We start from the raw sequence: 14,752 nt of genomic DNA on the forward strand, positions 1-14,752 counted from the left end.
GAGTAAGTAATAATTTTTTGAGTTTAATTCCTTTCCCTGACCTTTGCATTTTCTTTATCTTAGTGAAAAATCAAAAGCATGAACAAAAAATTATCCCATATTAACGAAGATGGCGATGCTACCATGGTAGATGTTTCAGGCAAAAAGACAAGTGCACGAATGGCAACGGCCTCCGGCAGGGTTATTTTCCCTGATGATGTGTACAAAGAGCTGGAATCAAACCAGTTCTCAAATAAAAAAGGAAGTATTTTTCAGATTGCTATAATAGCGGGTATTCAGGCAGCTAAAAAAACTTCGGAATTAATCCCCTTATGCCACCATTTGGCTTTGTCTAAAGTGAATATAGATGTGGAACCCCTTCCTGAGTCCCATTCTTTGAAAATTGAGTGCACTGTAAAATGCAATGACCGGACAGGGGTGGAAATGGAGGCATTGACTGCGGTTACAGTGAGTGCATTGACTGTCTATGATATGTGCAAAGCCCTCTCCCACGATATCGGAATAACAGAGATCCAGCTAGAGTATAAATCAGGTGGAAAACATGACTTTAACCGGAAATAGATTATATGGACTCGTGCTCGCCGGAGGGAAAAGTACGAGAATGGGTGCAGACAAAGGATTGATTGAATATCACGGGATACCACAAAGGGAATATGTTTATTCTATATTGTCTTCGGTTTGTGATGATGTTTTTATGAGTCTTCGTCAAGAACAAGCCTCTCAATTGGAAAGTAGTTTTAAACGAATAGTAGATAAAAATGAATTCCCGGGGCCGTTGAATGGAATAATGAGTGCTCATGACTTTGATAAAGAAGCTTCATGGTTTGTTTTGGCTTGCGACCTACCGTTACTAGATAAGGAAGCTGTTCGATACATATTTGATCGAAGAAATGATAAGAAAATGGCAACTACTTATGCAAAAAATAAAGACAGTTATCCTGAACCATTAGTTACTATCTGGGAATCAACCGGATTAAAATCTTTTCGGGAGCGTTTGGATCGGGGCGAAAGGATGGGGCCGAGGAAATTTTTGATTGATTCAGACATAGAATTGGTTTTTCCGGATAACGAGAAAATTTTAATGAACGTTAACACAATGGAAGATTATGAGCAGGTAAGAATACGGGAGTCCGGGGCCGGGAGTGGAGTTCATGATAAAATGTAGAAAATCTGTCAACGTCAAACTGACCTGATAGGCTTTTTTGTAGTAGATAGAAACAGAAAGTTGCAAAGCGAAGTACTGGTATACTCTAACTTGCAGCTTGCCATTGTAAATTTGCTTGGAAAATATGAAACAAAACAATAGATACATCCGTCAAACGATCCTTAAGGGCTTTGGGCCAGGAAGCCAGGAGAAATTAAAAAAATCTTCGGTTTTGGTAGTGGGGGCTGGAGGACTTGGGATTCCCGTATTGCAATATTTAAATGCGATGGGTGTCGGAGCCATTGGGATAGTCGATGGAGATAAAGTTTCATTATCTAATTTACACCGTCAGGTATTGTATACGGAATCCGATATTGGCGAATCTAAAGTGCAAGTTCTAGCGGAGAGGCTACACAGACAAAATTCGAGTACCGTTATCCATACCTATGAAACCTATTTGAGCACTGAAAATGCCTTAGAACTTATAGCCCCGTTTGATTTAGTGATAGATGCAACGGATAATTTCCCCACACGCTACCTGATCAATGATGCCTGTGTTATTTTGGACAAACCTTTTATATACGGCGCTCTTCACGGGTACGAAGGACAGGTAAGTGTGTTCAACTACAACGATGGGCCTACCTATCGGTGCTTGTTTCCTGATATGCCATCAGCAGGACAGATTCCCGACTGTAATACAAATGGTGTTTTAGGAATCTTACCCGGAATAGTCGGAAATTTGCAGGCGCTGGAAGCAGTGAAAGTAATTAGTGGAGTGGGGGAGGTCCTTTCCGGAAAACTTCTCATTTTTGATTCTTTAACGCACCAGTATCGGAAAATTACCTTTCCGGTTGTACCTGAAAATCTCGTTATTAAAAAACTACAAGGTAATTACGGCGTTAATTATTGTACGAATCAAAACATTTCATCCGATGAATTTGATTCTATAGTTAAGGGCAATTTACAGCTTATTGATGTAAGAACTCCTGAGGAATTTGAGTCGTTTCATTTTGAACCGGCTAAAAATATTCCGGTGATGGAATTGGATGAAAGACGGGGGGAGATAGATATTACCAAATCTGTATGTTTTGTATGTCAATCAGGAATAAGGAGCCAAAAGGCCATTGATATTTTCAATGCCAATCCAGCCGTTGAAGTATTCCACCTGGAAGGGGGTATTAATGCGTATTTGGAATGGCAGTCAAAATTCGCAAAAGTAAAATAGAATTCGCTAATGATTTCATTCGAAGAAGCATATCAAAGGGTGATGTCCCATACTTTTTCATTCGGTATGGAGCACATGGATTTACTTCGGAGTACCAACCGTGTGTTGGCGGAAGATATTTTTGCAGATAGGAATTTCCCCCCGTTTAACCGCTCTACAAAGGATGGAATTGCGATTAATTCAAAAGGGCTGGAAGGTGGAAATTTGCGATTTCCTGTCTCGGGAATTATTCCGGCCGGGACTCCTCCTCCTTTGTTGAAGGATACGGGAGCGTGCTATGAAATTATGACCGGAGCGGTTGTCCCGGAAAATGCCGATACAATAGTGATGTATGAGGATCTCGATTTGGTGGATGGATACGCCGTTTTAAAGTCGCTACCGGAAGTCGGGAAAAATATACATCAAGAAGGAAGTGATAAAAAGTCCGGGAATCTCCTTCTTTCTAAAAACCGTAAAATTTCAGGTGCGGAAGTTGGAATATTGGCGGCAGTGGGTAAATCACAGGTATTGGTACACAAAAACCCAGTTATAGCCACGATCTCTACAGGGAATGAATTAGTAGAAATTAATGAAATTCCCGAACCGCACCAGATTAGGCAGTCCAATACTGCGAGCCTCAGGTCCCTTTTATTGGAAGAGAATATTTCGGCTGAAAATTTGCATGTTAATGATGAGCGAGGGGATATTCTTTCAAGTTTGGAGTTGGCATTGAAAAAAAATGACGTTTTGTTACTAAGCGGAGGGGTTTCCAAAGGGAAATTTGATTTTATTCCCGAATCCCTTGATAAGCTTGGGGTCAAAAAAGTGTTTCATAGGGTATTGCAAAGGCCGGGAAAACCTTTTTGGTTTGGTTTGCAGGAGCAGCATAATACAGTTGTATTTTCTTTTCCGGGTAATCCCGTTTCCACTTTTGCCAACTATCATATTTATTTCAGGGATTGGTTGTATAAATCCTGGGGCCTGGATGTGCCGGAATTTATGTTGGAATTGGGGGATAGTACGGTTTCTCATGATAAATTGACCATATTTTCTAATGCAAAGGTCCAGTCGGAAAATGGTATAGTAAAAGTATTTGTAATTGGAGGCAACGGTTCCGGGGATTTAATAAGCCTGGGGAAGACAGATGGATTCGTTCGTTTAGATCCTGGGAAAGGACGATTGGAAAAAGGAACCTTGGTTCCCTTTATTCCTACGAGGAATTTATTAAATTGGAATCAATGATTCATGAATTGGACAATATCATAGATGATTTTGTAACTGCCGGACAATCGGGTCTGGAATGTGTTCTCGCAACAGTGGTTGAACTGGAAGGCTCTTCATATCGCCGTCCCGGAGTACGGATGTTAATTCGAGAAGATGATCAAATGACCGGTGCGGTAAGTGGAGGATGTGTGGAAAAAGAAATATTGCGTCAGAGTATGTCTGTTTTTAAAGATGGTAGCCCCAAAATTATGACTTATGACGGCAGGTACCGGTTGGGTTGTGAAGGAATTTTATTTATTTTAATCGAAAAGTTTTGTCCTTCAGAAGCATTAATTCTTGCGTTTAAAAGTTCTGTCGAAAAACGGAGTCCTGTGTTGGTGAAGTCCTATTATTCAAGGCAGGAAGGGACAAATGAGGCTTTTGGATCCCATTTAATACTGGAAAGTGGCCAGGTTTTTCCTTTTGGTACGTTGCAAAAGCCGGATAGGAAGCTCGATTGCTTTACCGATGAGTTAAAACCCTCTTTGAAACTGTTGATAATAGGCGCTGAGCACGATGCTGTCGAATTGTCATCCCTGGCTGCGAGTTGTGGTTGGCAAGTGACGATAATAGCCCCTTCATCTGACCCCAGGGAACCTAAACATTTTCCGGGTGCAGGGGAGATAATCAATTCCGCTCCCGAGTTTTTTTCATCGGATTGGGTGGATATAAGGACGGCGGTCGTACTTATGACCCATTCCTATGTATTGGATCTGCAATATATGATGAAACTTGTGGAACACAGGCCCAGGTATTTAGGGTTACTGGGGCCAAGGACAAGGAGGGAGAAATTGTTCGAAGAGTTGTGGGGACAACTGCCTGAAATCGACACTGAATTTTTTGATAGTGTTTCAGGTCCGGCAGGTATAAATATTGGTGCGGAGACACCGCGGGAGATTGCCATATCCGTAGTAGGAGAGATTTTATCTGTTTTCCGGGAACAGGAGCCCAAACCATTGAAAGATAAAGTGGGGCGGATCCATTCGGGGGTGAAATTATAACATGTCTGAAATTTCCAAAAATATTGCTGTCTGCATACTGGCCGCCGGGGAATCGATAAGGATGGGAAATGTAGTGAAACAACTGTTGCCCTGGGGAAATACAACGTTGTTGGGAAGTGCCATTCAATTGGCAAAATCTGTAGAAAAAACTTCCGAGGTCATTGTTGTCCTGGGAGCATTTGAGGCAGAAATAAAGAAAGCACTTAGGAGTGAACTGGAGAATGTGACGGTATTGATTAATAAAAACTGGAAAGAAGGAATGGGGGGATCGATTGGCTGTCTGGGAAATTATCTATCCCAAATAGAAGAAGTCCCGGGCGGAGTTTTAATGCTTTTGGGAGATCAGCCATTTATCAAGATAAGTCACCTGGAAAAATTAATAAAGGCCTTTAATAAAGGGGATAAAGGTATTGTAGCCACTGGTATGGGAGAAAAAGCAGGAGTGCCTGCTATTTTTTCATCGAAATATTTTCCTCTTTTAAAGGGACTGAAGGGAAAAGGTGGTGCCCAAAAAATTATCCGTGATAATCCGGAGGATGTCATGATTGCATGTATTGAAAATCGTAGTTTGTATGATATTGATACTATGGAAGAATACAGAAGGCATTATAGAAATTCAAAAAAACTGTGATCATTATTCATTAAAATTAGTTTATTTTCTGATCACCGTAAATTGATATTATCGGTGACGCAACCTTGTGAAGCACTGCTTACGGAAGCTGCGAACTTGGCCAGAACACCACTTTGAACATCGATGTCCGGTTGGACCCAATGCTTTTTTCTTTTTCTAAGTTGTTCTTCTGGTACCAGGAGAGAAATTTGGTTTTCACTAATGTCTATTTGAATCATATCTCCATTTTGAACGAATGCAATTGTTCCTCCGTCGATAGCTTCAGGTGCTATATGTCCTACAACGAATCCATGTGTACCTCCGCTAAAACGTCCATCCGTGATCAAAGCGACGGATTTACCTAAACCAGCACCAATTAAAGCTCCGGAAGGTTTTAGCATTTCGGGCATTCCAGGACCTCCCCTGGGACCTACATAACGAATAACTACTACATCTCCTTTCTTGATTTTATTGGCTGAAATAGCATCCAGGAAATCGTTTTCTTTATCAAATACTTTAGCCGGACCGGTAAACAAAGAACCTTCCTTGCCTGTAATTTTAGCCACACACCCTTCTTCAGCAAGGTTCCCGTAAAGAATTTGTAGGTGTCCTGTTTTTTTGATGGGCATATGAACGGGACGTATGACTTCCTGATTTATAAAATCCAACGGCTCTACTTCTGCAAGGTTTTCGGCAATTGTTTTTCCCGTGACGGTCATACAATTTCCATGGATTAATTTCTCTTCCAATAAATATTTCATTACGGCCGGTATCCCACCAAGATGGTGGAGGTCTTCCATTAAGTATTGACCGCTGGGTTTGAAGTTTCCCAGGAGTGGAATACGTTCATTAATTCGCTTAAAGTCATTTAGTTCCAGGTGTATATCCACACTTTTTGCTACCGCTAATAGGTGCAGTACGGCATTGGTACTACCCCCGAGGATTGTGGTGAGAGTAATAGCATTCTCGAAGGCCTGTTTTGTCATGATATCGCGGAAGGTTATATTGTTTTCCAACAGATTTTGCATAGCCGGTACTATATCAATACATTCTCTTTGTTTTTCAGGACTGAGAGCCGGATTGGAAGACGAATAGGGTAGACTGATTCCCATTACTTCGGCTGCAGCAGCCATCGTATTTGCTGTATACATACCACCACATGAGCCGGCCCCCGGACAGGCATTCCTCACAATTTCCAGAAAGTCTTTTTCTTCTAATGATCCTACCAGCTTTTGGCCATAAGCTTCAAAGGTAGAAACGAGATTTAATTTTTGTCCTTTGTAACATCCGGAAGCAATTGTTCCGCCATACATCAAGATTGATGGTCGATCCAACCTCCCCATAGCGATCATACATCCCGGAATATTTTTGTCACATCCCGGGATTGTTATGAGGCCGTCGTAGAATTGAGCACCTGCATTGATCTCGATGCTATCGGCAATTACTTCTCTGCTTACCAAACTGTATCTCATACCGGATGTGCCCATACTGATCCCATCGCTTACCCCTACGGTGTTGAATCCCAAACCTATCATTTCCGTTGATAGTGCTAATTGATCTTTCACAGCCTTTGCCAGGCCATTGAGATGCATGTTACAGGGATTTCCATCCCAACCCAAACTGGCAATTCCAATCTGGGCCTTGTGGAAATCATCTTCCCGGAAACCAATACCGTAAAGCATAGCCCGAGAATTAGGTTGAGAATCATTCAGTGTAATATTTTTTGATGTTTTATTTAATGGTTTCATTATGATGATAAATTTGATTTTAACCTGCTTAATGTTTCGGGAGATATATTGAGATAAGTTGCCAGATCATTATTAGATAATCTCTGTATGATTTCGGGATTATTGAAGAGTAACTGTCTGTAGCGCTCGGAAGCACTTTTTGTAAGGATATTATTGAGACGGGCTGTAATAACCGTTACTCCATATTCCAGTATATAGATGTAAAAATAGTTCCCTGAGGGAAAAGAAGATCTCAATTCCAGAAAATCATCGTAGCCAATAGAATAAAGAATACTGTTTTCCATAGCCTGAATGTACTCAGTAGAAGGTTCTCTTGAAATGAATGCGGTCATTGATGAAAGGAAGGTGTTTTCAAAAGCCATAAATCTTGTGAATTCTCGTCCTTTGGAATCTATATAAAATAGCCGAAGACATCCTTTTTCAATAAAATATAAGTGGGAACAAAAATTCCCTTCTTTTAACAAAAATTCGCCTTTGGAAAGGGATTGGCGGCTAAAAAACTTTCCTATTTCTTCCAGTTCAGGCGGATTAACCCGGATCACTTTTGAGATGATTTCTTTTAGAGCTGAGTTCATTATCTTTTTTACAAAAATCATGAATATATTTTTGTAAAATATTGACATACATCAAAAAAGATAAAATAATTAAATATTTATTTTTCTTCTGTTACCCTATAAGTTTTATTTTTTGATTTATTAATTATTATGTGACCATAAAAAATTTATTTCTTCACCGACCTTCTTTTATACAATTGTGGTTCACATATAATCCGGAAAGGACGATAGATGTCGTATGTATGCAAAATAAAATGTTTAACTCAACGGGATTATGGGGGACTTCTTCCCGATAATTGATTTTTTATTAAACTTGACCTACCTATTGGTATATCCATTGATAAGAAATTATGAAAGTGGTATTTTTTTAATAAAATAAATTGTATAAAGGAATAAAACGGGGTTTAATTTTCAATCCCTTTATGAATGATTGTATGGCGCATGGGCTTGTAATGGGAAATGTAACACAATTCTAGTCCCTTTTCCTTGATTGGTTTCTATATTCATGTAAATTGAATGCATAGTAAATATGTTGTCAGCCAGAGCCAGGCCAATTCCAGAACCCTTTATAGAAGAATTGCGTTTTCCCCGGTAAAAAGCATTTCGAACATATGGTAGGTCCTTTTTAGAAATTCCGGGTCCTGTGTCAGTTATTGTAACGATAAATTCTTTGGCCTCATGGTATGAAAGTGATACGCTTACAGATTTATCAGGGCTAAATTTACAACCGTTGTCCATCAGATTTATGATAGCTATTTTCAATAAATGTTCATTACCTTCAATATTTAAGTGTGACTCTTCTGTAGGTAAGTTAAGGATATCCAGCTTTATAGTATATTCCGGTTGTTGTTTAATTAGCTGTGTTTTTGACTGCCACAAAATTTCATCGATCCTGCACGGAGTAAATTTAACAGGAGTATTGTCCGATGTAATACGGGCAAGCTGCATTAACTTAGTAGCTATTTTATTAAGTTCACGGGTGTCCGATAAAACTGACGAAAGTACTTTTTTGTAATCCTCCGTATTTCTATCTTTATTCAGGATAATTTCAATTTGTGAGGTTATAACATTTAGTGGATTTTTTAATTCGTGTGAAATATTTGATAGAAACATCTTTTGAGTATTAAATGCATTTTCAATTCTTTCAAGCAATTTATTGAATGTAATGGCTAATCTGGACAACTCATCTTTTTGGTTTGGTACAGTTACTCGTTGATTAAGGTTAGAAGGTTCAAATAGATCAATTTGGTTCATAATGCGGTTGAGGGGTCGGAGTGATTGGTGGGATAATATCCATCCTCCCAATGCCACAAGGATGATCGAAAGGAAGAATACCCAATATAGAATTTGAGTAAGTCGTTTGAGGTGTATGGGGTTGAAATTTGCTTCAGCTACAACAATATAAGGTAGACTATTTTGATCCAGGTATTTTATTCCAAGGGCATTCAGATCCCCAATTAAAAATTTATGCTTTTCAGATTTTAAAATTTCTGTAATTATACTTGAAGGTAAAGATATCAGAGATGGATGGAAAGAATAAATGCGGGTTCCTGTAGTATCAAATATAGATATGTTTTCTTTATACATTTCTGCCAAACTATCTGATCCGATAGTGCGCGGGGTATTAAGTGGCCGGACGGTAGGTTTATCATCGATGATCATTTTGCCCATCATCAAAGCTTTGGATTCGAGATTTTGATAGAATTCTTTTTGAAGTGACGTTTTAAACTGGAAGTGGATATATAGAAATGAAGTAATCAATATGCCCGCTACTATCAGAATAAATTGTAAGGTGGTTTTTTTGCGGATTTGCATTGGATTTTCCCTTTATTTTATTTTGCTTGTTAGTTGTCAATAGCAGACACTCGAAAACCTTCGCAATTTAATTTAAACGTATATTTGGAGCGATTCAATCTTTTTTTAAGATATATCCCGACCCGAAAAGCGTATGAATTAATTTATTATTAAACGGTTTGTCAATTTTATTTCTCAGGTAAGATACATATACCTCTATTACATTGGTTTGTGTCTTAAAGTTGATGTCCCAGACTTTTTCAGCGATTTCTGTTTTTGATATGACACGCCCCTGGTTTAGAAGGAAGTATTCAATTAGGGCAAATTCTTTAGGTGTCAATTCTATTAATTGTCCCTGGCGTTTTACTTCCAAATTATTCGTATTGATTTCCAGATCTTCAAAACGAAGGATTCCCTTATTGGATTTGAGTTCGTTGTTTCGTCGTGATAAAGCTCTGATTCTAGCCAGGAGTTCATTGAATTCAAAAGGTTTAACTATATAGTCGTCTGCCCCTACTTCCAGGCCGGTTATTTTGTCTTCAGTGTCTCCAAGTGCCGTAATCATTATAATTGGAGTTTTTATCCCCAGTGATCTACTTTTCTGAACCAGGTCAAACCCGTTCATGCCGGGCATAATAATATCAGTAATGATAATATCATAATCGTTTTGTAATATTTTGGCATACCCATCATTCCCATTATATGCATACTCCACTAAAAACCCATTTTCACTTAATCCTTTGCAAAGGGATGACACTACTTTTATTTCGTCTTCTATTAAAAGTATTTTCATAAGTAATGATTTACTGGAATACTGTCAATGTACAAGATGCGATATTTCCACTTAACAAACCACTTTAGCCATTGAATTCTAAGTAGATTCTAAGGATTTGATAAGAATAATCAAACGAAAGTTGAAATATCTTTGTTCAAAATTTTCTCATTTCCAAAAATGGGATTTTTATAGATTCATTAAAATGTATTTGTAAAATAGTGGAGTAGAAAGTGGATATACCGAAGAAAATTAAATTAGTCGGTTTGGGAGTTGTAGTATTAACAACCTTAAATTCTTGCAAGGAGGGAGGACGGTCAGAGATATTACATTTCGCCCGTACTATAAAGTCGAATTCTTGTAAAATATATGAAATTCAATGGGGAACAGAATCTCATTGGATAGCTACTTTACATGAAGTGGAGAATTTGTTACCATGCGATATTCCTATAAAAGAAAGGGAGACCTTATTAAGTCTTAAGAATGCATCTATGCTCCGAAAAGTGGATTCATATGATCGTCTGGGAGATGACATACATGGGAAAATCGATGCAATGGAAGTATATGATGCCATAATGGCGGATTCTATCAGAATTTTGAATTTTCAAAACCAGGAATTGAAGATGGAAATGGAAAAGCTTTTGGGAGACATCAGATCCAAAGATGCCCTGGAAAAGGTTAGGACAAAAGTCCATTCCATACAATCACGAGAGTGTATATGAAAGAGTTAAAGCAGACTATTATGAACAGGATTTTACGAAATAAGCATTTATTGTGGTGTATATCTTTGCTAATTGTTTTCACTGCCTGTAAGGAGGACCATCCAATTGATATCGATGATACAGACACCATTCACACTCCGGAAATTGCTCTGCAGTGGAATAAATTTTTACTGGAAATAGAACGGTATACGCCGGGATACAGGCCTACGGTATCATCCCGGACAATGGCCTATATTGGGGTGACGGCATATGAAGCTGTGATACCAGGTAAGTCGGACCATTTTCGTTCAATAGCAAGTCAATTGCCTGGCTTATCTGTTCCAGGTATTTCTTTTGGGGAAAAGTATAATTGGGAATTGGTATTAAATGCTGCCTATGAAAGGGCTTTTCAGCATTATTTTGAAACGGCTCCTACAGAACAGCAAGCCCGAATGATTTCATTGGCCAATAGTATTTACGATAAAATAGGAATAGAGGGTTTTTCTGAGGTCCGTCAGCGTTCGATATCCCATGGACGTAGAATAGCTGATGCTGTGTATGATTGGTCAACTCGTGATGATTTTGGGCACCGAGGTTATCTCCGTACCATCGATCCTGGTTACCATCCTCCTTTAGGGCAAGGTCTTTGGCAACCCACTTATCCGGATTATACACCGGCTTTGACGCCGAGGTGGGGGAAGGTACGAACTTTTGTAGCGGATGAGGATGACAAATGTGACCCTCCATTGCCTTATAGTGATAATCCTAATTCACAAATCTATGCACAGGCACTGGAAACCCGAAATCTTGTCAACCGTATCAAACAAGGACACAATGGCGAAGATCGCTGGATAGCCGAGTTTTGGAGTGATGACTGTCCCATTGTTACTTTTACTCCTGCCGGTAGATGGATTTCAATTGGAAATCAGATTATTGAAGGAGGACATATCGACAATATGGAAAAGGCTTTGTACCTATATGCAAAATTGGGTATAGCACTTTGCGATGCGGGGATTAGGTCCTGGGGCGAGAAATTTCGGTTTAATTACCTCAGACCGATAGATTATATCCGGAATGTCATACAGGATTCATCATGGAATACTATTATGTGTCCGGATGGATCACATTACTTTACTCCTCCTTTTCCTACATATCCATCCGGACATGCGACATTTAGTGCTGCAGCTGCAACTGTACTTTCCAATATTATGGGGTATAACTTCTCAATGACTGATCGCTGTCACGAGGATCGGACTGAGTTTAAAGGAACGCCGAGATCCTTCAATAATTTTGAGGAGATGTGTGAAGAAAATGCTTATTCACGTATACCGATGGGAGTTCATTTCCGGATGGATTCAGAGGCGGGAACGAAATTGGGTAAAAAGATAGGAAGAAAAGTCAATATGGAGATTGATTGGATAAAATAAAATCCTAAACTTTGAAATACGCTCTTTAAAAATTTAAAATCTTCTCGTCATTGTTTTCCGGTTATCAGAAATTGCCTTTGTAGTAGGCTGACTTGAATGAATAAATTTCGATCATTTTGCGAGCCTTTTGCAGGGCTTTCTCGGCAATAGGACCTTCAAAATTTTGGTCAACTGTTTCTTCGAACAATTGTATCCAGCGATCGTAGTGTATTTTATTCAGTAACATGTCTGAATGTGATGAGTATTTACTGTCAGAAGGCTTGTAATTGTAAAGCAAAACATTTTCCCAATATGTATACATCTTACGCAAATGGGAAGGCCAATTATCTCCAATTGAATCACTGAAAATCGAACCCAACAAGTCGTCATTACGGACGGAGGAATAAAAGGTATCAACGAAGATCTCAATCTCTTTGACGGTTTGTATATCCCTTTTCTTTTTCATTTGGGTACTATTAAATTAGCTACTTCTTTCAATAAAGGTAATAATGCAAATGTAAGGATATTCATGCATTTATTGGAACCCAATTTGATTTCGGTCAACCCTTTTTTATGTTTAAAAGACTGCATGTCGGTGGGTGAAATAAAGGATTATTTATATTTAAATTATTTCAAACGGGTACTGATAATTATCTCTTTCTTGGTGAGGATCACCGGTTTTTCGCGCGTAATTTATTTGCGTGTATGAATCGCTATAAAATATCCTTGCTATTGTGAAAGGTAGAGTCCTATGGTAATCTCTCAATAGGAGATTCAAGAATACGATAAAATAAAATTGATACGAACTACCTATTGCTCTGGAGAGGTCTAATTTTAGCATTAAAAGCCAATTTTACATTTCTCAATGATTGGAATAATGGCCAATAATTCCTTTGCCGTATTACTCACACCCCATTTCCCTTCTCGACACCGGGTCATTATTCGGGAAACAATTCCCGGATGGCAGGGAGGTGGGTTTGTAGCGTTCGACCGTTGGATCATCCAATGCATTTGCCAAAAAGGCTGTTATATCATCTATCTCCGTTTCCGTCAATCCCAGGGGTTTGAAATTGGAAGCGATTACTTCCTCCGGGACGTCCGGATTTTCAGGGATAGCATCGTTAAAATACTCTACTACTTCTCTTAAGTCTCTTTTACTACTTCCATGGAAGTAAAATGGTGTTCCCGTAAGATTATACAATGTAGGAACTTTAAACTTATGGAGATCATCGGCATTTCCTGTAAAAAATCCTCGTCCAAAGTTTTTATTGCGTGCACGGGGTTCATCTACAAAGGTTGGTAAATCATCTAGATTGTTAACGCCGACTGCAAAAAACCGTGTATCGCTAAAAGCCGGACCCGCATGGCAGGATGTACAATTCGCTTTTGTGAAGAATAATAATGCACCTCTTTTTTCTTGCTCGGTCATAGCGTATTTATTTCCTTTTAGCCATTTTTGGAAAGGTGCTTCCGTTGTATTAATGGTTCGCAAATAGGCTGCCATTGCCAACGCAACGTTTTGAGGAGTATACCGGTCTGATTCCGGAACATCAGGGAAGGCTTCGTCGAAATAAGTGGTATATCCTAGAGTATCTGCTATTGTTTGGTTCATCTTGAACCTGTGTAATTTAAATCCTTCCTGCAATTGAGTTTCCAACCCTTCAAAGCCCAATTTGTTCAGGCTTAATCCTTCATCTACATCCTCTGAAAAACGGTGTTCATAACCCTCATTTGCTTCTTTGGATCCAAATGATCCGTTCCAATTTGTATTTTTAGCAGAATATGCTACATTGAGTACCGTCAGGGGCCGAATTCCCTGTACATCGAGGGAAGCAGCATCCGGGTAAACTTCATGTTTAAGGCGGGTTTCACCCGCATTCCCGGTACCAATTCCTCCATCACCTATTCCTTGCATCCTTCCGGGTTTGAAGTCCGCTTCTGCAATATGGCACGAGGAACACGAATAGGTTTGTAACCCTGCATCAAAACGGGCATCTAAAGCGATACCTGTTTCAAAGAATAGAAAGTTTCCTAGTTTGACTTTTTCTTCTGTCAAAGGGTTTTTTGGATCCTGAGGTATATTTTTATAATCTTTGGAATTGGCTAATATCCAATAATCCAAAGCATTGTTAGGAGCCGCATCCCTGACACTATTTTCCAATTTGACATCCAAATTGCTGACGTTCATAACGTCTTGAGTACAGGAATAAAAAAATGGAATTAAAATAACTGTGAAAAAAAGTAAATTTCTGGCCATGGGATATCGTATTTTGCATTGATACAAAAATAATAAAAAAATAGAAATCCACAGTTCTAGACTGTTAATCTAGATAATTTTAAGAAATTTTTTTCATTCACAATTCAGGATATTGAGTGTCCTGACAAGGATTGAACAAAGGAAAAGTTCTTTGTTTATTACTTATGCTGAGTAAAAGATGAGGGAGGGGCCCCTCGGAATCGGTCCACAGGCATTGGTTTCAAACCGCCTTTATGCTGCTGCGGTTAAGAACTGTGGTAGTGAGCGATAAAGGAAAAGGCATCATTAAAGGTGTCAG

The 14,752-nt window shown here is 39.0% G+C and carries 14 protein-coding genes; 8 read left to right on the top strand and 6 right to left on the bottom strand.

Features of this window, described 5'->3' with window-relative positions:
• Positions 1 to 78: 78 nt before the first annotated feature.
• The 6 genes from moaC (at position 79) to LVD47_RS14820 (ending at position 5,243) form a co-directional block, all read left to right on the top strand.
• Positions 79 to 561, top strand: coding sequence for a cyclic pyranopterin monophosphate synthase MoaC (gene moaC, locus LVD47_RS14795; RefSeq protein ID WP_236978187.1), 483 nt, complete (start codon positions 79 to 81; stop codon positions 559 to 561).
• On the top strand, positions 542 to 1,165 hold the full coding sequence (gene mobA, locus LVD47_RS14800; protein ID WP_236978188.1) for a molybdenum cofactor guanylyltransferase: 624 nt from the start codon (positions 542 to 544) through the stop codon (positions 1,163 to 1,165). The genes moaC and mobA overlap by 20 nt, the downstream gene beginning before the upstream one ends.
• Positions 1,166 to 1,289: 124 nt before the next feature.
• Entirely contained in the window at positions 1,290 to 2,369 is a 1,080-nt protein-coding gene (locus LVD47_RS14805) for a HesA/MoeB/ThiF family protein (protein WP_236978190.1), read from the top strand.
• 9 nt (positions 2,370 to 2,378) lie between these two features.
• Entirely contained in the window at positions 2,379 to 3,590 is a 1,212-nt protein-coding gene (locus tag LVD47_RS14810) for a molybdopterin molybdotransferase MoeA (protein ID WP_236978192.1), read from the top strand.
• Positions 3,587 to 4,612, top strand: coding sequence for an XdhC family protein (locus LVD47_RS14815; RefSeq protein ID WP_236978194.1), 1,026 nt, complete (start codon positions 3,587 to 3,589; stop codon positions 4,610 to 4,612). Before LVD47_RS14810 ends, LVD47_RS14815 begins: the two co-directional genes overlap by 4 nt.
• Before the next feature lies 1 nt (position 4,613).
• On the top strand, positions 4,614 to 5,243 hold the full coding sequence (locus LVD47_RS14820; protein WP_236978196.1) for a nucleotidyltransferase family protein: 630 nt from the start codon (positions 4,614 to 4,616) through the stop codon (positions 5,241 to 5,243).
• A 32-nt stretch (positions 5,244 to 5,275) separates the two neighbouring features.
• Here the strand turns inward: LVD47_RS14820 and ilvD are convergent, their stop codons facing one another.
• From ilvD to LVD47_RS14840, 4 genes are all read right to left on the bottom strand, one after another.
• Positions 5,276 to 6,970, bottom strand: coding sequence for a dihydroxy-acid dehydratase (ilvD, locus tag LVD47_RS14825; protein WP_236978198.1), 1,695 nt, complete (start codon positions 6,968 to 6,970; stop codon positions 5,276 to 5,278).
• Positions 6,970 to 7,566 (bottom strand): Crp/Fnr family transcriptional regulator, encoded by a 597-nt coding sequence (locus LVD47_RS14830; protein WP_236978199.1) that lies wholly within the window; start codon positions 7,564 to 7,566, stop codon positions 6,970 to 6,972. The genes ilvD and LVD47_RS14830 overlap by 1 nt, the downstream gene beginning before the upstream one ends.
• Positions 7,567 to 7,944: 378 nt before the next feature.
• Positions 7,945 to 9,339: a sensor histidine kinase gene (locus tag LVD47_RS14835; RefSeq protein WP_236978200.1), complete on the bottom strand. Its 1,395-nt coding sequence runs from the start codon at positions 9,337 to 9,339 to the stop codon at positions 7,945 to 7,947.
• Between the two features lie 94 nt (positions 9,340 to 9,433).
• Entirely contained in the window at positions 9,434 to 10,111 is a 678-nt protein-coding gene (locus LVD47_RS14840) for a response regulator transcription factor (protein WP_236978201.1), read from the bottom strand.
• Positions 10,112 to 10,323: 212 nt separating this feature from the next.
• On the opposite strand from LVD47_RS14840, the gene LVD47_RS14845 reads away from it, so the two are divergent.
• Both LVD47_RS14845 and LVD47_RS14850 read left to right on the top strand, forming a co-directional pair.
• The gene (locus LVD47_RS14845) at positions 10,324 to 10,812 is read left to right on the top strand and encodes a hypothetical protein (RefSeq protein WP_236978202.1); all 489 of its coding nucleotides are present in this window, start codon (positions 10,324 to 10,326) and stop codon (positions 10,810 to 10,812) included.
• Positions 10,813 to 10,832: 20 nt separating this feature from the next.
• A complete protein-coding gene (locus LVD47_RS14850) occupies positions 10,833 to 12,218 on the top strand; it encodes a vanadium-dependent haloperoxidase (RefSeq protein WP_236978204.1) in 1,386 nt (461 codons plus the stop codon).
• A 64-nt stretch (positions 12,219 to 12,282) separates the two neighbouring features.
• On the opposite strand, the gene LVD47_RS14855 is transcribed toward LVD47_RS14850, so the two are convergent.
• Positions 12,283 to 12,663 carry a group III truncated hemoglobin gene (locus LVD47_RS14855; protein ID WP_236978206.1) on the bottom strand — a complete coding sequence of 127 codons (381 nt, stop codon included), beginning with the start codon at positions 12,661 to 12,663 and terminating at the stop codon, positions 12,283 to 12,285.
• A 435-nt stretch (positions 12,664 to 13,098) separates the two neighbouring features.
• Positions 13,099 to 14,385, bottom strand: coding sequence for a cytochrome-c peroxidase (locus LVD47_RS14860; RefSeq protein WP_236978208.1), 1,287 nt, complete (start codon positions 14,383 to 14,385; stop codon positions 13,099 to 13,101).
• Positions 14,386 to 14,752: the final 367 nt, after the last annotated feature.

It is taken from the genome of Membranihabitans maritimus, from assembly GCF_021729145.1.
Taxonomy (GTDB): Bacteria; Bacteroidota; Bacteroidia; order Chitinophagales; family Saprospiraceae; genus Membranihabitans; species Membranihabitans maritimus.